This window comes from Saccharibacillus sp. O23, assembly GCF_002205895.1.
GTDB lineage: Bacteria > Bacillota > Bacilli > Paenibacillales > Paenibacillaceae > Saccharibacillus.
Genome location: NZ_NJDE01000006.1, coordinates 199,208 through 219,692, shown reverse-complemented (window position 1 = coordinate 219,692; position 20,485 = coordinate 199,208). Strand labels below are relative to the sequence as shown.

The following is a 20,485-nucleotide window of genomic DNA, read 5'->3' as shown; positions in this document are numbered from 1 at the left end:
CCACCTCTGCGCTCCACCCTCGTTCCCTCCCCACGCTGTGCCCGCGCTGCACCCCCCCTGCCCGCGTCCGGCCCCGTAGCGCGTCGCTGGGGGGGTCCCCCCGCCGGGCGAGCTTAGCGCGCCGGGCTGCTCTGCCGCGCCGACGTCGGCTGCGCCGCGAGGAGCTCCGCCCGAGCCGCCGCTAAGGCCGGCGAAAGCGCCGCTCGGCGCGGAGCGGCCGAGCACGTCGGGCAGCAGCTCGTCGAATCCGCGCTCCGGATACTGATGGAGCGTATTGAGCAGGTCCATGAAGTCGCGCACGACTTCGCGGGTCGTCAGCAGCGCGTCGGCGCCCATCCGGCCCAGCTCGGATTCCATAAAACGCATCAGCTGGCGCTGATCCAGCGCCGCTTCGTAGCCGTAATGCGAAGCGTGCAGATCGCGCAGCTTCTCCAGCAGCACGAGAATCTCCGCGTGCGACAGCATTTCGAGCCGGAGAATCGGACCCGCATAATGCAGCATGCCCGCGCCTTCGCCGAAACGCCCCGCGACCAGACGCGAACGCAGCGCGTCGTAGCTGAACAGCCCCCGGCGCTGGTCTTCCACGAACTGCGGCGTGCCGCCGAGGAAGATGCCGAGATGCTGCGCTTTGCCCTGCATCGTGTCGTTGAAGATCGTCAGCAGCTTCTCGTAGTTGCTCTGCCGCGATACGGTATTCGTGATCTTGTACAGATTCACGCCTTCGTCGATAAAGAGCAGCAGCCCTTTATAACCGATCCGCGACATGAATTCCGCCCACAGCTTCATATAATCGTACCAGTTGTCGTCGTCGATGATGACCCCGACGCCCAGCTCGCGGCGCGCTTCCGTCTTGGTCGGGAACTCGCCCCGCAGCCAGCGCAGCGCGTTCTGCTTCTGCTCGTCGTCGGACGACTTATAGCCGTTCCAATACGCCGACAGCACCCGCGCGAAATCGAAGCCGTGCACCATATGTTCCATGTTGCCCGTCACTTCGAAGATCCGCCGCTCCACTTCGACCTGAAGCTGCTCGTCGTCGGGACGCAGTCCCAACTCCGCCATCGCCTGCTGCTGAAGCGAAGCGAACCACTTTTGCAGCAGCGCTTCCAGCGCTCCGCCGTCCGGACGCGTGCGCGTGGACAGATGGGTCATCAGCTCGCGGTACGTCGCGAGGCCCTGCCCTTTCGTGCCGACCAGCCGCCGCTCCGGCGACAGATCCGCGTCGGCCACGACGAAGTCGCGATCCATCGCGTAGTTGCGCAGAATCTGGATCAGGAAGCTTTTGCCGCTGCCGTACCGGCCCGTAATCAGCTTGAACGCCGCGCCGCCTTCGGCCACGTTGCCCAGCTCCCGCAGCACCGATTCGATCTCCGGTTTGCGTCCGACCGCTATATATTCAAGCCCGATCCGCGGCACCACGCCCGCACTCAGCGAGTTTACCAACGCCGAAGAGATCCGCTTGGGAATTTTCGTTTGATTCACGTTCAGTCACCTCCGAATGTTGCTTGCCTTCTCCTGCTGCCCGATTCCCTGCTGCCTTTTCTTCATTTACTTCGCGATTGCCGCCACGCAGCCGAACCTCCCTTTCTTTTGCCCGGGAAAAGGTACGGAAGACGCTTCGGCGATACGGGCGCGGAGCGAACGAAGAGTTCTGCCGCCTCGTTGCGATGCGGCGGAGGGAAACGGGGACGACCGGAAAATACCGGAAGATAAAAGGCAGGACCGCCGCTTCTGCGAACCGTCCCGCCCACACTATACCACAGACTGCCGATCTCGGGCTGCGGTCCGTTCTTATTTTTCGCGCGGCAAACCGCTTCGCGAACATCGCTCTCGCCGTCCGAATCAGACACCGGCTCTGCGACGTCCGATCGCGATCGGCTTTCGAGCAAACGGATCGGCTTGCTTCCCGTTTATCGGCCGTTTTTCGATTTTTTTAATGTCCCGTTCCCGTTAAGCGAAAATTCGGACTCGGCAAATTTTCTTCTTGCTTCGGGCCGCCGGTAAATGTTTAGCTCTCGCTCACATTTTTCGAACAATCACCTTTTTTCGCTGAAAATGCTGACGTTTCGTCCACTTTTTCTGCTCAATCCAGCGATTTCGGCACTTTAGCGATCAAAATGTTGACGTTTTGCTCGCTTTTTTCGATTAATTGCCGTTTTTCGCTCAAAATGCTGACTTTTGGTCAACATTTTAAGCGGCCGGGTTCGCTTAGCCTGAACAGACGGAAAGTTCGAGCAAGAACTCAAAGTTCCGGCTTGAAGTGATCTTCCGTTCAGAGCGAAGGAGGAATACAGCGTTCCAACTCAGGCACGTATTCGTCCAACACTTCGCCGCCGTCGATCAGCAGGTCGCCGATCGTCTCCATCGCGATCTCGTTGATCCGATCGATCATCGTCTCCGGCAGTTCGCCGATTGATGCAGCGATCCTCATCTGCTCGGCACCGCTCGACCGGAGCAGCACCGCACGGATCATGCCGCGATCGGCCGGTCCGAGCCGCCGAACCAGTTCCCGCCAGTCTTCGTCCAGCTCCGACGTATCCCACTCGTCTCCGGCAGGAGCGGCCGATGTCTCGAGCACAGACGTCTCCGCTGTTTCGGCGGTTTCGCTCGAAGCGGATTGATGCTGCTTCGATTCCGTTCCGTTCGAGCTTGCAACGGCGTCATCCCGCCGAAGTTCCGCTTCGCGGCTTCCGTCGGCCGCTTCCGGTTCGAACGACAGCGCGCCCGGCACGATCTCGCCCGGCCAGCCGTCTTCCGGATCTGGCGGAAGCTCCATCGTCTCGAAGCCGTCGTATTCGGCGGCCGCTTCTTCGGTTCCGGCGGCCGTCCGCCCAGCTCCCGAAGCGTTCCCGGCGGAAGTATCCGCTCGGTGCGGCGGCGAGGCCGACTGTCCGTCGCCTTGCGGCGGACGATCGGTCTCTCGCTCCTCGTCTGCCGTCCGATCCGCTTCGGCAGCCGCTTCGTTATTCGAGCCGGACGCCTCGCCCGACGTCTCTGCCGAAGCTTGACCCGCCGTCCTATCTGCGGATCGCTTATCCGTGTCCGTGTCCGAGCGTTCTCCTGCTCCGTCCGAAGAAATTCCCCACGTCCCGCTGGTCATCAGCTCGGCGGTCAGCATCCGCATGACCTCTTCCGAATCGCGGCGCAGCTTTTCCAACTCTTCGAGATCGAACTTGACCTCCGGCGGCTTCGGCGGTTCGGGCAGCACTCGCTGTTCCGGCGGGACGAATTCCCGCTCTACGGCGGCCGCGATCACTTCCGCGATCTCCGCGTCCAAGCGAATGCCGCGCAGCCGTCCGCCGAACTTGAACCGGGCGCGCAGTTCGTTCTCCGTCTGCCGCGTCAGCTGCGTCATAAAATCGCGCAGCGGCGCATGCAGACCCAGCTTCGGCGCGCGGACGAGGAACGTCCGGCCGTAAGCTTCCGGATCGTAGACCGCGCTGCGGAACAAATACCGTTCCGTGATCCGGTCGTCCGCCTGACGGAACAAGCCGAGCAGCCGGATTCCGCGAGCGCGGGTCAGATGCTCGTCGATCGACGCGACGATATGAGGCAGCACGCGCAGCATCGCCTTTTTGCCCGCGTCTTTGTAGAAACGGCTTGTCGTCATATCGTAATCGGACAGCCGCGCGATCAATTCCGAAGTCAGGTCGGCAGGCTGCCGTTCGAAACGCCGGGCCAGTTCCAGATCGAGCAGTTCGCCTTTGAGCTGGCCGGCCGTCTGCTCCAGCGCGGGCGAGTCCGGCAGATCGAGCGCGTTGACCATCGCGAACTCGCGCACCCAATCGGCCATATAGCCGTCAAGACGGCGGAAGCGGGCGCGGTAGCTTTCCCAGACCGCGATCATCGCCGCCAGTCCTTCGCCCGGATGTTCCCAGCCTACGCCGTTGATCAGCTCGTACACATAGATGAACAGATACGACAGATCCGTCTCGATTTTCTCTCCTGCCCGGAACCGGCTTCTCCAATAGAAATACCAGCGTTCCTGTTCGGGCTTCATCGCCGCATACGTCGGCCAATAGCTGGAGAACGGAACGAACGGCACTTCCGGTTCGGTCCGCTCCGCATTCGCCCGCGCGGCGGCCACGAATTCTTTCTCCGCCGACTGCTGCTGCACGGGACGCACCGGCCGGGCTTCGCTGCCGTACGTCGGCGGCCGGCGCTTGGCCGGAAGCTCCGATTCGGCGCGCCGCTCCGGCTGCGGCTTCGCGATCTGCGTATCTCGGGGGTCGGGCGTCGGCCATCCTCCGTTCGCCTTGTTCGCCGAAGCTCCGTTACCCAAGCGCGAGTCCGATCCGCCGGCGCGCGGCGGAATCGCCATGCCTCCGCGGATCGGAGCTTGCGGCTGCGGAACGGCTTCGTCGACGAACAGTTCGGCCATGCCGCCTTCTTTGCGCCAAGAAGGCAGCGGCATCGGAGCCGGAAGATCGCGCAGCGGCGGCCGCGCGCCCACGGACGAAGTCCCCCGGGCCGGGTCCAGCAGCAGAAAGCTGCGCGTCAGCGAATCGTACAGCTTCAGCAGCCGAATCTGCACGGCGCGCACGCGCGCGTCGTTCATATGGCCTTCGTCCGAATAAACGGCGATCCGCACCCGGGCATCCGCTCCGTCCAGCTTGCTGAACAATCTCGTTTCGTCCGAACGGACCGAAGCGTCGGGTTCGAGCAGCAGCAGAATATCCGCCTGAAGCCGATCTTCGAAATCCGCGCGCTGAAGCAGCGATACCGGAACGAGAATCAAACCGCCTTCCGACTCGCTTGAGCCGGTCGAGCGGGTCGGCTGTTCGACCGAAGCGTTTGCCGGCGGATCATTCCGCAAACGCTCGGGCGCTTCTCCCCTGAATCCGGCCGACGGATTGTTCTGCAAACCTTCGGAGGTTTCGAACTCGTATCGTGCCGAAGGATTCTTCCGTTCGCTTTCCGAGGCGTCGGCCCCGCTGATCGCGCTTGCGGGCGCGCCCAGACCGGACGCTTCCGCCAGCGCGATCAGCAGTTCGCGCCGGCCGACGACAAGCAGCCGGCAATCCGGCGAAGCGTCGATCGTCTCCGCCGCCCAAGCGGCAATCTCGTCCAGCCGAGATTCGGCTCCGCCGTGCAGGCCGCCGTTCATGCCCCATCCGGCCAGATAGCGCAGATGCGCGAGCGCCGGCCGTTCTTCGCCGGCCTCCGCGGGCCGCGGTCCTTCGAGTTCGAGCGGCAGCTCGCCCGCTACCGATTCTCCCGGCAGCCCGATGCGCTGCCGGTAAGAGAAGCCGGCCGAGATCAGGCCGGCGGACCCTCCGCCCGCGCCGTGCTCGCGCAGGCTTCGGGCGAACGCCGGCGCCTCGAGGTCGATCCATCCGTCCTCGAGGCGCAGATATCGACGCCCCTGCGTCCAGGCGTCGGTCAGCTCGGCGGCCGTGAAGCGCCGCCCGCCAGCGGTCAAGACCGGCTCGGCGCGCACGACGCCCGCGCCGCGCTCGAGAACCGGGCCTCCGCGGAGCGACCAGCTCCAATCGGCCGCGTCGTAGAGCCGGTGCAGATCGCGGAACTTCGCCGCGCCTTCCCCTGTTATCAGAGCGCCCCATTCGCGCTCGGCCAAACGCGCGAACTCCGCCAGCGCTTCGCCGCGCACCGTTCCGCCTTCGGCAGCGCCCAGCAGCCGCGAGGCCGCTTCGGCGTCGATCGCCGGTCGCATGAAGAACGCCGCTTCTTCCGCTCCCGGCGAAGCCGCTTCGGGAAGTCCGGATACAAGCCGTACCTCTTCGGACGCTGCCGCGAAGTCTTCCGGCGATCTTTCGTTCATGCCGACAATTTCGGCGGCCCGTGCAGCGTCGCCGTCGCGGACCGAAGCTCCGACCGGCTGGATCACATAGCCTTCCAGCCCTTCCAGCCGCAGCGCGGACTCGCCCGCCGATACGCGCACGCTCGCGTAATCTTCGCCGCAATCCGCGATCTCGATCCGGCCCGCGGGCTTCGGCGAATATTCGATCTCGCTGCGAACCGATAAGCCGCGTTCGCGCATCGCCGGAATCGCGGCGGTCAGCAGTTCTTCCCATTCGTCCGCGCCGATTCGTCGACCGATCCAATCCAGATCGTCTTCTTCGAAGCCCGGAAGATCGATCAGTTCGTAACCGGCGTCGCCGAAACGTCCCAACCATCCCGGCTCGAGATAATTCGCCTGATCCGGCAGCCTGCCGATCAACGAAGAGCGTTCTCCGTCGAGGAAGAACGTCAATTCGATCCCTTCCGGATCGGCCGACATCGCCAGTTCCACTTCGTCTCCCATATGCAGGTGCAGCCCGGGCGCGTCGCCCCGTTCGATCGCTTTGAGCAGCGTATCGCGCACGACAAGCAGCCGCGAAGCGCGCACCGGCGTCTCTTCCCGGTTAAGCCGATATTCCGGCAGCATATAGCGCGGCAGCGGCGTCAGGGCGTCGCGCAGCAGCACGGGACCTTCGCCGTCCGTCGCGCTGAGCCAGAACTTGCCGCTGCCGTCCGCACTCAAATAGAGGTGATACGAATAAGTCGCGGATCTTGCAAAAAAGTCGCCCATGTTCGCCTCTAACGCCCCTTTTCCGACAGACGGCCCGATCCTGCGCGCGAGGCCTGCCTGACTTTTCGATTCGTTCATTATACCATCGTTTGCGTGCCAATAAACCTTCTTTGCAGGTAAAAGGGGAACCTGTTTTCGCTTTTCGGGACCGGCAAGCAAGGAAAGCGGCCCCGCAAAACCGCTCCCGGAAATCGCCCGATGCCTGACCGAAGCGGCTCCGCTAACGGAACGTAGATCCCTTAGAGCCGCCAAATAACCCGGTTCGAAATTCTAACGGATCGTCGATTCCTTAGCCGTCCGATTCGACGCTTTTCAGGCCGAAAATCTGCCTTTTTTCATTCTAAGCGTCACCTCGTTCCGTTAGAATTTCAGAACCGCTCCGAATGCCCGCTAAGCGTCACCTCGATCCGTTAGAGACTGCATTGTACTTGCTCGACGCCAAAAAGATCCGATCCCCTTATTCGGAGATCGGATCTTCGCATTCCGGTCTAAGCCGTTCGGCCCAGGCAGCTTATTTCGCTTCCAGTTTTACTTTCACCGCATCGCCCGCTTTGCCGCCGAATACGATCATGCCGCCTTCCGGCAGTTCTGCCGCATTCGTTCGCATCGCCGTCGAGAGGTGGACCGGCGCGCCGTTCTTGTCGTAGACGGCGAAGCCTGCGCCCTGCGGAAGTTCGGCGGTCAGCTTCTTGCCGGACGCTTGGGCCGGAATCTTGAACCAGCGCACGCTTCCGGAAGCCGGGATCGTCACGACCGCCGATTTTCCGGCATAGATCGGGCTGATCGCGTCTTCGGAGACGTAAGTCCGGCCGTCGGCTTGCAGATATTCGGCGCCGTTTTGACGGGAGAACGTCAGATCGAACGCGTCGCGGCCGTTCATGACCGGAATCTCGGCGACGTTGACCGCATGATCGGCATCGACGATCCGGGTGCCGTTGGCGTATTGGCCTTCGGCGTCCAGCGCGATCTTCTTCATCAATACGGCAGGCGCGATGTAGAAGAACGAATTGATCTTCTCGTCCAGCGCGTAATACGTTTTGCCTGCGCGCTGTTTCCATGCGGACGCCGTCGAAGCCGTCAGCGGATTGGCGTCCAGCTTCTGCACTTCGTAGAACGCCATATGCGCGCTGCCGATGCCCGGAAGCTCCATATCGCTGCGAACGCGCATGTACGTGTGTCCGTTGGTCTGTTCGTCGAAGCCCAATACGCTGCGTCCGTCCGCGCTCGTGAATTCGTTGTTGCCCGTATACACGTAAGTTTGAGCCGGAATCAAGGCGCTCATCAGCGCGGGCATTTCGATCTCGCCGTTCTCGATCTTGACTTCCCACGTCTCGCCGACCGTTCCGTACAGCCCCGCGTATTTCTTCAACGTCTCCGGCATGGTTTGTTTGACCGGTTTCGCATGCGTCGCTTCCGGCAGAATGTTCGTGATCTTCCCGGTCTGTTTCAGATATTCCAGCAAAACGTTCGTCGCCGCGGTCGTGTTGAACACCGACGATCCGCCGGCGGTCACGAACGCGATCGACAGATCGTCGTCCGGCAGCGTGATCAACGCGGAATGGTACATGATCGTGTCGCCGCCTTTGGTCGCCGCGCGGATGTTATAATCGCCGAACGGTTCCAGATCGACCGAATCCCAACCGAGCCCGTAGCCGAACGCATTTTTCGTATCCGGTACCCAGACGCCTTTGCGGTATTCCTTCTCGAGCATCGCGTCGACCGACTTCTTCGACAGCAGATCCGGATGTTTGCCGCTCAACACTTCCGAGAAAGACGTCAGTTCTTCGGCCGTCGAATAGACGCCGCCGGTCCCGAGGATATTCGCGTTTTCCGGCGGCAGCGCCTGCGGAATGCCCGGCAGACGGACCGGTTCGAGTCTTGTTCGGTCGAACTCGTCGAGCGGCGTCTTGGTCGAGGTCAGCTTCAGCGGATCTTCGAAACGTTGAGCCAGAAACTCGCTGTATTCCGTCCCGCTTACGCGTTCGACCAGCAGCTCCAGCAGTTGGAACCCGTCGTTGGCGTACACGGAATATTCGCCGGGATCGGACTTCAGAGGTTCTTTGCTCATATTGTCCAGCAGGCTGTCGATATTCTGCGTATCGTTGTCGTTCATCAGGATCGTATTCTTGTAATGGGAGCCGTAGAGGCCGGCCGAATGGTTCATCAGCATGCGTACGGTAATCTTCTTGTAACGCTCGTCGGCCATTTTGAAATCGGGCAGATAAGTCGTCAGCGGCTGATCGAGTTCGACTTTTCCGTCGTCCACCAGCGCCATCGCCGCGGCGGTCACGTACATTTTGCTGACCGAACCGATTCCGAACATGCTGTTTGCGCTGATCGGCTGCTTCTTGCCTTGATCGTCGAGCGTCATGCCCCCCGACAGCACGATCTTGCCTTTGTCGCGAATCGCGTACTGCGCGCCGGTCACGCCGTAATTCGCCATCAGCGCTTCGACCATCTCCTGCGCCGTCAGCTTGGCTTGATCTTTAACGGATGCTTCGGGAGCTTTCGCCGCAGCCGAAGCGTTCGACGTTTCCGCCGCAGACGCGCTGCCTTGATCCGCCAACGCCGGGAATGCCAGCATCATGGCCGCCAAAGCGGCCGCGCTCGTTTTTTTCCAACTTTTTGTCGTGGGTGTCATCTCTGTCCCCGTCCTCTCCGAATCGTAATGACGGCTTTCTTTTTCATGTCCTCAGCATAATCCGTTCCGCCGCCCTAAAACGCGAAACGTCCCGAAACGCAAAAAAAGACCCCCGAACGGCAAATTCGGAGGGCCAAGTCTATTGAGGAAAAGGCAGCATGACCAGATTGTCGAAAGACGTGCCTTCGGTCTCGATCGCCATATGCCCGCCGTATTTGTCGCAAATCCGCTCGATATTGGTCAATCCGAAGCCGTGATTGCCGGGGTCGGATTTGCGGCTGCGCAGGTCGGTCACTTCGCGGTCGGTTCGATTGCGCACCCGAACGAACAGCGCGGCTTCGCTCGAACGGATCTGGATGCGGATATGCCGGTCTTCGGCGATTTTGACCGCTTTGGACGCTTCGACGGCGTTGTCCAGCATATTGCCGAGCACGACGCACAGATCGTACCGTTCGATCGGCAGTTCCGGCTCTCGCAGACGCAGCTCGGTATCCATGCGGATGCCGCTGGCGTGTCCTACGTTCAGCGCGTTCGTGACCAGCGCGTCGACCACCAGATTGCCGGTATTCACCCGACGATACGCGTGATCGATCTCGCTTAACGTCGTGCGGATATGTTCGCGCGCGTCTTCGCTCCGTCCCCGCTCGATATATTCCGCCACCAGCAGAAGCTGCTTGTTCGTGTCGTGAATGATGCGTTTGATCTCTTTGAAACTGTGCACCGTCTTCTCGTAATTGGCGTCCTGATAGTCCATCTGGCTCTGAAGCCGTTCGTTCTGAAGCGTCAGTTGAAACCTTGCGCTCATCGCGTCCAGCACGTAGACGACCAGCACGTTCAGCACGATGAATCCGAATACGGACAAGAAATAGTGAATGTTCTTCTCGCTGTACAACGTAAACACGTTCACCAGATAGATGCTGATGATCGGCACGCACAGAAAAGCGAGCGCATAACGGGACTCGAGCGGGAATCGCCGTCTTTTGACGACCAAACGAATGACTTGAATGACCGCGAACATCGCCATGCACCCGACCAGCAGCGTAATCGCCATCATCGCGCGCTCGGGTACCGTTCCGCTTTCTTGGCTCGCCGAATAGAGAGCCGGATTCAGCAGATACACCATGATCAGGTTCACCAAGGTCAGCAGCACGGTATACAATATAGCGAACATCACCTTCAACTTCTGCGGCACGCCGTATCCTTGAGCGAAGACGAGCATGATCGTCAGCGCGAGCACCGAAGACCATACATCCGTGAAATCGAACGTCAGGTACGCGAAAGTCAGCAGCACGAAAACCGCGATCCAATAAGGCTTGCCCGGCCTGCTTTTGCCTTGTCCGAATACGGAATTGAAATAAAAGTTGGCCTGAACGGCCATGACCGACGTGACGCCCAGATTAAGCAAAGACAGCCGCAGCCATTCGCTCATGCGTCTTCCCTCGTTACCATGAAGCGCGTGCAGGCGTCTTTGACTTCTTTGACTTTCGAGCGTCCGATCGGCAGTTCCATCCCGTTGGACATCACCACCCGATTGCCCGCGAAACGATGCACATGCGGCAGATTGATCAGGATCGAGCGATGGATTTGCAGGAACCGGCCTTCTTTGAGCGCTTCGGCGTAGCTCGAGATCAAGCCTCTGGCTTCATGCACGTCCCGTTCGGTCGTAATCTTCAGTTTGTTTTTCACCGTAAGGCTCTTGGCGGCTTCGATCGCGATAATCTCGTCTTGATGCAGCACCAACTCGCCTTCCGGCGACTTCACGATCAGAATCTCCCGTTCTTTCTCCTCGAAGTACCGACAGACCTTAAGCACCTTCTCTTCGAAAACGTCCGGGCCGACCGGCTTGAGCAGGTACTGGAACGTGATGACGTCGAAGCTCTCCAGCATATATTCCGCGTAACTCGTCAGGAACAAGATCTGTTCGCTCAGACGCTTCTTTTCCCGAAGGCGGCGGGCCGTCTCGATTCCGGTCAACCCGTCCATCTCGATATCCAGCACCCAGATATGAAAAGGCTCTCCGCCGCGCTCGTAATGAGCCAGCAGTTCTTCGCCCGAAGCGAATAAAGTCGTCTCGAAATCGATGCCCGATTTGACCGACAGATCGATCAGCATGCGGCGAACTTCTTCGCGGCGCGGCGGCTCGTCGTCGCAAACGGCGATACGGTACATAACGGCGGTCCTCCTCTGCTTTTTTCTTCCTATTATAAACGGAAGAACGCTCGGAGAACACGAAGCCGATTCGATCTAAATCTTGAACTGACGGATCATGCGGTTCAGACGGTCGGCGCTGTCATTCGTTTTCTGCGCTTCTTCGGCGATTCCGCTTGCTTTGTTCACCACGGTAACCGCCTTGTCCGCGATCTCTTCCGTGCCTTCCGCCGACTCGTTGTTGGAGACCGAAATCTCTTGAATCGCTTCGGCCAAATTCTTGACGGATGCCCGAAGCTGTTCGCTGGTCGAGCTGAAGTCCGCGACCATTCGGTCCATATAAGTCGCGTCTTGCAGATAAGATTCGCTCGTTCGGTCCATCATCTCGTAATCCGGCAGGACGCTGACCGTGATCAGATCCATCAACTGTTGGGTGAGCTCCTGCAAACGGCCGACGGAATCGGTTACGCTGCCGGTGATCGTCTGAATCTCGCCGGCCGCATTCTTGGACGCGTCCGCCAATTTGCGGATTTCGTCCGCGACGACGGCGAAACCTCGGCCCGCTTCTCCCGCTCTGGCGGCTTCGATCGAAGCATTCAGCGCGAGCAGATTCGTCTGCTGCGTGATTTGCAGAATGGATTCGCTGAGCGCTTGAATCGCATCGACGGATTTGGAGTTCTCCAGAGCCGTTTCCAAGCCGGATTGAATATCTCCGTAGACGGTCTTGGTCTGCGTGACGGAGCGCTGCAGAGCCGTTTTCAATTCGCCCGCGCGCCGGCTGATGACCGCCGCTTCCGCCGAACCGTCTTCCGCGCCTTTGGCGATCGATTCGATCGCTTTCTCGAATTCGTTCGTCGATGCGTTGATCTGCTGCGTGGACGCCGCCGTTTCTTCCAAGCCCGCGGACATGTTCTGCGTCGTCGCGGAGACGTCTTGCAGCTCCCGGTCCATTTCTCGGAACATCGTATGGACGATGCCCGACACTTCTTTGAGATCGACGACTTCGTGATCGACGGCCTGAATGACCTGCTTCATATTTTCCTGCATCTGAATCATCGAACGGATCAATACGCCGGTTTCGCCTTTATGATTCGCGTGCTTTTCCGAAAGGGTCTGCGAAAAATCGTATTCGGACATCAGCGCCAATTGACCGGATGCCAGTTGAATCGGCCGAACGATGCCCCGCACGATAAAGAACAGTACCGCGATCGCCAGCAGCAGAGCGGCAACCGTGATTCCCGCCATCGTCAGCAAGATGCCGTACAATCCGTTCATATAACTGCTTACCGGCTGGTAAGTGATCACGTTCATCTTGAGCACGTCGTCTTTGACGAACGCCGCCAGATAACGGGAACCGTCAAGGGTGACGTAGCCGTTTCCGCTGTTCGAGACGGCGAGCTGTTTCATACCTTTTTCGTTATTCAGCTTGGAAAAGTCCACTTTCAGCACTTGATCGGCATTTTGCGAAGCGATCACTTGTCCTTTTTCGTCCGTGACCACCGTTACGATCGTTTGATCGCCCGTCTGTTGGGTGATCTGCTTCAACAGGACATTAACATTGATCGGCAGCGCAAACACGCTGAGCACCTTGCCGGACGACGGATCCAAGACCGGAGCAGCCACGGCTATGGCCGGCAGTCCGGTAACGGGCGACAGCTGAAGATCGCCTACCAGAGATTTGCCGCTGTCCAGCACGGGCTTATACCACGGCGAAGTCGAGAGCATGTCCGTTCCTTGCGATACGCCGTTCAAGCCGTCGACGTACACTTTGTCCCGATACGTGAAGAAGATATTTTCATAAAGACCGCCGGACTGTTCGAGCTTGGCTTTGAGACTCTGCTGAAGCCGAGCGAAGTCCGCGGGCGCGGATTGTCCGGTTTTGTTCAATTTCTCGAAATAATCGACGTTAAACAATTCGTCGGCGATCTGGTCCGTAATCTTCTGCTGCGAAGCGATCGTCATTTCCAATCCTTTCGTTTTCTCTTCGGCTGCCTGCGTCAGCAGTTCCCGATGCACGTTTTCGTAAGAACTCATCATCATATAGCCGACCGTTATCATCGAAACAACCATGCACAACACGATGCATAAAGCCGTAATAGAGAGAATTCGGGCAAACAAACTCTCGGTTAAACGTCGAAAGACTTTCATGGGGCAACCGTCTCCTCTGAACTCGATTTTCCGTTTTGCTTTTGGCAGGCCGTCGCCTTTCCGTTTTTTTCGGTTTTTCGACCTTGAGTTTGTAGGTTTTTGTCGTTAAAAAAAGAAAACCCCGCAGCGAGTGCGGAGTTTTCGTCAAACGGCCGAAGCCGGTTTTTAATATACTTTTTGTACGCTGTATTGGCTGGCGTCTTTGACGAACGAGATCGATTTGCCGGCTTGTTTGTAAGCAGCGTCAACCGTCGTATCGACGATCGACCATTTGCCGTCCAGATAGATTTCGTTCCAAGCGTGATATTCTTTGACGTAAGTCGTATTTCCCATGACCAGTTTGGTCGGGATGCCTTGGCTTCTGAGCATGACGCCCATCAGGGAAGCGTAATCGTAGCAGATGCCTTTTTTGGAAACCAGCGTGGCGTCTGCCGAAGGCAGGTACACCGTGCCGACCGTTTTCGCCAGATCGAAATCGTATTTCACGTTCGATACGACATAGTTATAGATCGCTTGCGCTTTTTCTTTATCGGTCTTTTTGCCTGCCGTCAGTTTGGCTGCCAGCGCGGTGGCGTTTTTAGCGTCTTTCCAGTTCACGTTTTGTACCGAGTTCAGGAAGACGTTGTTCTCGCTGCCGCTGTCCAGTTCGACGGAACCGGAACCGATTTTTTTGTAGCTGGTACCGCTTGTATTTTCGAGCAGCGTCACTTCGTACGAACCGGCGCCGGATTGCAGCGGGAAGGTCTCGCTTTTCTTCGAAGTGTTCAAGTCGTAGGTGTATACGGTGCTTGCTTTGGCGATCATGACTTTGACGCGTTTCGTCGTGTTCGCGCTGTAGCTGACGGCGATCGCGCCTTGGGACAAGTAAGAAGTATCCAACCACGCAGCGTCTGCGGAAGCGGCGGAAGCCGGTGCGGCGACCGTAGGAAGAAGTCCGGCAGTCAAACTCATGGCGAGGGTTAATTTGAGAATCCATTTGCGCATGGATAAAACTCCTTTCGGCGGCTGGCTGCCAACCCTTGCGGGTAAGGCCCTGTAGCTTTGCGTCCCTGTCTTTCGAGCAGGTTTGCCATTTATCGTTTTAGTCTTATCGGTCTTACTGTTGTTATCGGCGTATTGGGCAAAAAATGGACATAAGAAAAAAGCCCTATCTTTCGGCAGCTGGCTGCCAACCCTCGACGGGTAAGGCCCTATAGCTTTGCGTCCCTGTCTTTCGAGCAGGTTTGCCGTTTATCGCGAAAAGCTTTTACTAGTTATATAGTATCACCAAAATCCGATTTAACAAGACGTTTTTTGCCTATTTAATAAAATTCGGTTCTTAAGTCCGCTTTCTATTTCAAAAGACAGGTTCTGAGCCGTGTAACTTGTTTCTTCTATTATATAGGCCGAATCGGCGTCTCGATCAAACGGAATGTTGCGAGAATCCATCATTTCGAAGGATAAATGCGTTTCGACTGCGGAAATATTGCGAGAATCCATCATTTTTCGAATGAACGCTTCATTTGGCTGGCATAGAGCTGAAAATGATGGATGATTGCAACAATTCGAAGTTTGAGCGCTGATTTCGGCAAAAATGCTGGATTTCTACAACATTTCGTGAAGGCAGGACCTATTCGTCGCACAAAACGAGCCAATCGTAAAAAAAGCACGCGCCCGTCTAAAACCCGGCCGGGGGCGTGCTTGGCATACCGTTCTTTTTCTTTGGATACAAGGAGTTTCCGAGCGGCTACGAGTAGCGAGGGCCGTATTCGTTCCGAGCGTTATTGGCGTGCCGCGCGTCTGAGCAATCCTGCGCCGAGCGCGATCACGGCCATGCCCAGCATGTAGATCGGCGTCCGGGATTCTTCGCCGGTCTTCGGAAGAAGTCCGTTCGACGGCGTCTCGTCTTCCGGAACTTCGATCGACGGATTGCCGCAAAAAAATAAGCCGCCGAGAAAGCCCGGCAGCTTGAACGCTTTATTCGATCAGCTTTTTAGAACGGCATGCACGATCAGACGATGCGTCGGGTTAATGATCGGATCGCAAGTGATCAGCGTCAAAGCCGTCATCCCTTCGGTCGGATTCAGCACCCAAACGTCGGTCGGTTCCACGACATGGATCTTGTCCACTTCGTATTCGTAAGTCTTGCCGCCCTGCTCGACTTGGATCGAGTCGCCGACGGCGGCCTCTCCCAAACGGTTGAACAAACGTCCCGTTTTGTGCGCCCGATGGGCCGCCACCGCCATATTGCCGTTTTCCATGCCGGCAAGCTGGGTTCCGGTCACATGGACCGCGGCGCTTTTCATGTTCTGCTTGGTCGCTCCTTCGACGATCGGAAGCTCGATATCCAACTTGGCATACCGGATGATCCCCAGCAGCTGCCCGTCCTTTAACGCGTCGGCATCCAGCGGGGTCTCTTCCTCGGTTTCGTCGTCTCCTTCGTCCAGCAGATTCGAGATCTTCTGGTAGTCCGGCACAGCGGCAGTCTCGGCTACCCGCTTCAAGTCGAGCGGTTTTTGGCTTTCGACTTCGGCTTCTTTGAGAAGTTGAGCTTGCGCGCGATCGTCAAGCCAATTATTCACGGAAGGATAGAGAATGATGCATAGGCCGACCAGCATGATCAGATAAGACCACTTCTTCAAGGCCGTTCCTCCTTTGTTACGTAAGATCGCAAGAACTTGCGGACGAAACGAATTTTATAAGTTGTTCAAAGTATGGCACAAAGCGCGAACGGCGTTCAAGTCCCGATTGAACGCTCCTGCTTATTTCAACCGCATTCGGGATCGAACGCACAAAAAAACGCCGCGAATATCGCTATTCGCGGCGGTCGGAACGTATCGGCGAGGGCTCGCCGCAGAATCCGGACTTCGCGCTTCCGGTTTCGGGCCGGTTCGCGTTTCGGGAGGATAACAATCCGATCTGTTGAGGAGATACGGGGGAAAGACGCTCCGAACAAGAATGGAGCCCATGAACGCAAAAAACCGCCGCATGCTGCATGCGGCGGTCGGACGGTCATGACGAGCGGGTGCTCGTTGTAGACTCCGGACTTTGCGTCCCAGCCTTTCGACTGGTTTGCGTTTCTCATTGGGTCGGTTATTTGGTTAAGGCGAGTATAGTTTATTTGCCGTTTTTTTGTCAATATTTTTTTGTTCGATAGGTTGGATTTACTTGACGATCCGTTCGAAAGCTTGGTCGGCCGTCATCGTTTCTTTGTCCGACGCGGATCTGGATTTGAACTCGACCCGACCTTCGCCCGCTTCGCGGCCGACTACGATCCGATAAGGCAGACCCAGCAGATCGGCGTCTTTGAACTTGACGCCGGCCCGTTCGTCGCGATCGTCCAGCAGCGCTTCGATGCCCGCCGCGCGGAAACGTTCGTACAGCTCGACGGCCAGCTTCATCTGCGCTTCGTCTTTGGCGGAAGCCGGGATGATGTGCACGGCCGCAGGCGCGATCTCTTCCGGCCATACGATGCCGTTCTCGTCGTAATGCTGCTCGACGACGGCGGAGAGAATCCGGGAGATGCCGATGCCGTAACAGCCCATGATCGCCGTGCGGCGGCGTCCTTCTTCGTCCAGATAATCCGCTCCGAGCTTCTCGCTGTATTTGGTGCCAAGCTTGAACACGTGCCCGACTTCGATGCCCCGATAGAATTTCAGCGCCCCGCTGCCGTCCGGACTGAGATCGCCTTCCGCCGCATTGCGGTAATCGCCGACGAGGTCCGCTTCGAAATCGCGGCCCGGCTTCGCGTTCTCGACATGGAAGTCCGTCTCGTTCGCTCCGGCGATCGCCGATTCCATCGCTTGCACTTCGCGGTCGATCAGCAGCTTCGCGCCGTTCAGGCCGGCCGGTCCGGCGAAGCCGACCGCGGCGCCGGTCAGACGTTCGACGTCGGCTCCGTCCGCAAGCTCGATGATTTCGCCGCCGAGCGCGTTCAGCACCTTCGTCTCGTTGACTTCGCGATCTCCCCGAACGGCGACCGCCACCGCTTGGCCGTCGACCCGGTACAAGATCGTTTTGACGAAGACGGAAGCTTCGCAACCGAAGAATTCGCAGAGCTGCTCGATCGTATGCGCGCCCGGCGTGTGAACCCGGGTCATCGCCGGAATTTCCGCGTTCGAAACCGCCGGCCGCTCCCAGAACATCTCCGCTTTTTCCAGATTGGCGGCGTATGTCCCGTTCTCGCTGACTACGATCGTATCTTCCCCGATGTCCGCAAGCGCCATGAATTCATGCGTTTCGCCTTCGCCGCCGATCGCTCCGGCGTCCGCCTGCACCGCTCGGAAATTCAAGCCGACGCGGGTAAAGATGCGCGTGTACGCCTCGTACATCGCCCGATACGTCTCGTCGAGTTCTTCCCAGCTCCGCCCGAACGAATAGGCGTCTTTCATCAGGAACTCGCGGCCGCGCAGGAGCCCGAAACGCGGACGGCGTTCGTCGCGGTATTTGGTCTGAATCTGATATAACGTCATCGGAAGCTGCCGGTAAGAGTTGACCTCGCCCGCGACCAAAGACGTGATGACTTCTTCGTGGGTCGGACCGAGCGCGAATTCGCGGTCATGGCGATCCTTCAGCCGGATCAATTCCGGTCCGTATACGTCGTAACGGCCGGATTCGCGCCACAGCTCGGCAGGCTGCATCGCCGGCATCAACAGCTCCTGCGCGCCGGCGCGATCCATCTCTTCGCGCACGATCTCTTGGACTTTCTTGAGCACGCGGAAGCCGAACGGCAGATACGTATACACGCCGGAGGCCAGCTGCCGGATCAATCCGGCGCGCAGCATGAGTTTGTGGCTGACCGCTTCGGCATCCGCCGGCGCTTCGCGCAGCGTCGGAATCAAGAGTTGACTTTGTTTCATGGAAATCTCTCCTTCAAAATTAGGGGATAAGCGAACGATCCGAGTACGGGACATGAACCGGGCCGATGCGGCAAACGCAAAAAAGCCTCATTCGTATAGGGACGAATGAGGCTCGCGGTACCACCCTGGTTCCCTTCTCGCATGCGGAGGCCGAAGCCGAAAAAAGCCGCGCGAAAAGGCTCGAAGTCCGGTAACGAGGACGACCGGCGGCGTATGGAGCGCCGCAGCTCGCGGGGAAGGACTTTCGCGTTTCTGCCGGGAATCCTCGCAGCACCAGTACCCTTTCAGGGACTGGGGATTCTTCTCTGACGGCAGTCTGACCCGCCGCATAAACGGCGGCGTTCGCGAAGCATGATCCCGGTCGTTGCTGTTCAAGTTCGAATGATCGAAAGATTCGAAATGAGTATGAGAACGTTTTAACATTCCGTCCGTCTTGTCGTCAAGCGAATTCGCGAATTCGATGAAGATCGAACGCGGCTGCCGGCGAACGATCGCAAGCCGGACGCCGTTACGGGTTAGGCACGACCGTTCCCGGAACGCTCGGCGATTCCGGCTCAGGGTCCACGGTTCCCGGAACGACCGGCTCCTCGCCGGGCTGCGGATCGACCGTTCCCGGAACCGCCGGTTCGTTCGTCGGAACCGGCGGTTCGGCAGGCTTGTTGACCGGGGTCGTCGGCACGGCCGGAACGGTCGGCTTCGCCGTTACGATCGCCGGACTCTTGACGGAGACCGCCCCGCTCTCCGCCTGCACGGTCAGAGACGCTCCCGTCGCTTGACTGATCAACCGAACCGGAACGTAGAGCGCGCCTTCGTACAGGCGCGGAGCCGCGGTCAACGCGATCGGCTTGCCGTCGGCCGAAGCTTCTTTCTTACCCAGCGCGAATTGCAGCGTTCCGCGCGCGCCGGTCGCCGTAACCGATTTGGTCGCCGCATCCCAGACCGGCACGTAACCCAATCCGGTCAGCAGCGGCTTGTAGGCCGCGTAAGTGGTGCCGTCTTCGTTGAAAGCGGCCGGAGCGCCTTCGATCCGCCTGCCGTCGAGGAACAGCGAGACCGGTTTGACCGTCGTTTTGTGCTTCGCGGCCCAAAGGGCGTACCCTTCCTGCGCGATCCACAAGCCGATCTTCTTGTTGCGGCGCCATTCTTCCGAGAATGCCGACACCGACAGATTTGTTTCCCCGTTCTTGATCCCGATCTCCGGCGTGAACGCCGGACGGCCGAGCTTCTGGATAAACCAGTCGGTATACCCGCCTCCGCCGTTGGAGTTATAGCTCGGACTGACGAGGCTGTAACCGGTGAACGAACGGAAGATATCCGCCAAGCGCTTATCGCGCTTGTAGTTAACGGCCGGCGTACGGAAATTCCAATACAGAATGCGCCCCGCCGAATGATACGACACCGCGATCTCCGGGTCGATCTCGTACGTGAACGCGATCATCGCTTTGTTTTCCTTCGCCGTCATCGGAGCCGTACCTTTATGGCCCATCCAATGCGGATACGCGTAATTGTTCAGCAGTTCTTTCCAGTTCGCGTCGTATTGCCGGTTCGGATCGACGCCCTGCGCGTTCGCTTTCCAACGTTTGAAGTTGCGGCTGCCGTCGTTCATGGCGATCAGCGCTTTGTGCACGCTGGCCGGAAACGACTGCAATCCCGTCTGCTGAAGCGTCACGCCGTCCGGATTGACCATCGGGACGAACCAGATTTTCGTTTTGCCCAGAATATCGTGCACGTCGTATCCTTCGAACTTCCGTCCTTCCGAATACGCTTTGGCGTACTGTTCGATCATGTACATATTGAGCGTCGTCGTCAGCCATTCGCGCGCGTGGTGCGAGCCGTTGAAGAATACCGTCGCGCTGCCGCTGCCCAAGCCGACCGCCCAGATGTCGCGCCCGTACAGCGTCTTGCCGATCGACTTGTATTCGATCAGATCCGGATACTTGGCGGCCAATTCCCGGATGTCCTGCGTCAATACTCCGTATGTATACGTAACCGACGGATCGACGATGTTCGCCTCCGCCGCACGCGATTGTCCCGCGGGCGCCAGCGTAAGCACCGCGAGAACCAGCGCCATCAGCGCCAAAAACAACTTTTTCATTACAACCCCCTGTTTGTTTCGATCATGATCCGTTTCGAAGCTCCGGCATGCTTGTTCGGCCTCTTCCTTCGCTTCCGGCCCGGTCG

11 protein-coding genes and 3 riboswitches are annotated in these 20,485 nt (G+C 58.6%); all 11 genes read right to left on the bottom strand.

Going from position 1 to position 20,485, the window contains the following annotated elements:
• Window positions 1–1,479: ATP-binding protein (locus CDO73_RS08740; protein WP_088488135.1), on the bottom strand; the 1,479-nt coding region annotated here is incomplete at its 3' end.
• A 790-nt stretch (window positions 1,480–2,269) separates the two neighbouring features.
• Entirely contained in the window at window positions 2,270–6,529 is a 4,260-nt protein-coding gene (locus CDO73_RS08730; protein WP_179218637.1) for a TerB N-terminal domain-containing protein, read from the bottom strand.
• A 511-nt stretch (window positions 6,530–7,040) separates the two neighbouring features.
• Window positions 7,041–9,170 carry a serine hydrolase domain-containing protein gene (locus CDO73_RS08725; protein WP_179218636.1) on the bottom strand — a complete coding sequence of 710 codons (2,130 nt, stop codon included), beginning with the start codon at window positions 9,168–9,170 and terminating at the stop codon, window positions 7,041–7,043.
• Between the two features lie 139 nt (window positions 9,171–9,309).
• Window positions 9,310–10,599 (bottom strand): sensor histidine kinase, encoded by a 1,290-nt coding sequence (locus CDO73_RS08720; protein ID WP_088488132.1) that lies wholly within the window; start codon window positions 10,597–10,599, stop codon window positions 9,310–9,312.
• Window positions 10,596–11,339 (bottom strand): LytR/AlgR family response regulator transcription factor, encoded by a 744-nt coding sequence (locus CDO73_RS08715; RefSeq protein ID WP_088488131.1) that lies wholly within the window; start codon window positions 11,337–11,339, stop codon window positions 10,596–10,598. The genes CDO73_RS08720 and CDO73_RS08715 overlap by 4 nt, the downstream gene beginning before the upstream one ends.
• A 75-nt stretch (window positions 11,340–11,414) precedes the next feature.
• The gene (locus tag CDO73_RS08710) at window positions 11,415–13,466 is read right to left on the bottom strand and encodes a methyl-accepting chemotaxis protein (RefSeq protein ID WP_256972621.1); all 2,052 of its coding nucleotides are present in this window, start codon (window positions 13,464–13,466) and stop codon (window positions 11,415–11,417) included.
• Between the two features lie 165 nt (window positions 13,467–13,631).
• A complete protein-coding gene (locus CDO73_RS08705) occupies window positions 13,632–14,450 on the bottom strand; it encodes a transglutaminase family protein (RefSeq protein ID WP_088488130.1) in 819 nt (272 codons plus the stop codon).
• Window positions 14,451–14,463: 13 nt separating this feature from the next.
• Window positions 14,464–14,547, bottom strand: a riboswitch (cyclic di-GMP riboswitch).
• Between the two features lie 72 nt (window positions 14,548–14,619).
• Window positions 14,620–14,704: riboswitch (cyclic di-GMP riboswitch) on the bottom strand.
• A 522-nt stretch (window positions 14,705–15,226) separates the two neighbouring features.
• Entirely contained in the window at window positions 15,227–15,367 is a 141-nt protein-coding gene (locus tag CDO73_RS27435) for an LPXTG cell wall anchor domain-containing protein (protein WP_373446976.1), read from the bottom strand.
• A 63-nt stretch (window positions 15,368–15,430) separates the two neighbouring features.
• On the bottom strand, window positions 15,431–16,087 hold the full coding sequence (locus tag CDO73_RS08695; protein ID WP_088488129.1) for a class D sortase: 657 nt from the start codon (window positions 16,085–16,087) through the stop codon (window positions 15,431–15,433).
• A 354-nt stretch (window positions 16,088–16,441) separates the two neighbouring features.
• Window positions 16,442–16,532, bottom strand: a riboswitch (cyclic di-GMP riboswitch).
• Between the two features lie 77 nt (window positions 16,533–16,609).
• Window positions 16,610–18,304 (bottom strand): proline--tRNA ligase, encoded by a 1,695-nt coding sequence (locus tag CDO73_RS08685; protein WP_088488127.1) that lies wholly within the window; start codon window positions 18,302–18,304, stop codon window positions 16,610–16,612.
• Between the two features lie 508 nt (window positions 18,305–18,812).
• On the bottom strand, window positions 18,813–20,399 hold the full coding sequence (locus CDO73_RS08680; protein ID WP_088488144.1) for a M14 family zinc carboxypeptidase: 1,587 nt from the start codon (window positions 20,397–20,399) through the stop codon (window positions 18,813–18,815).
• Window positions 20,400–20,485: the final 86 nt, after the last annotated feature.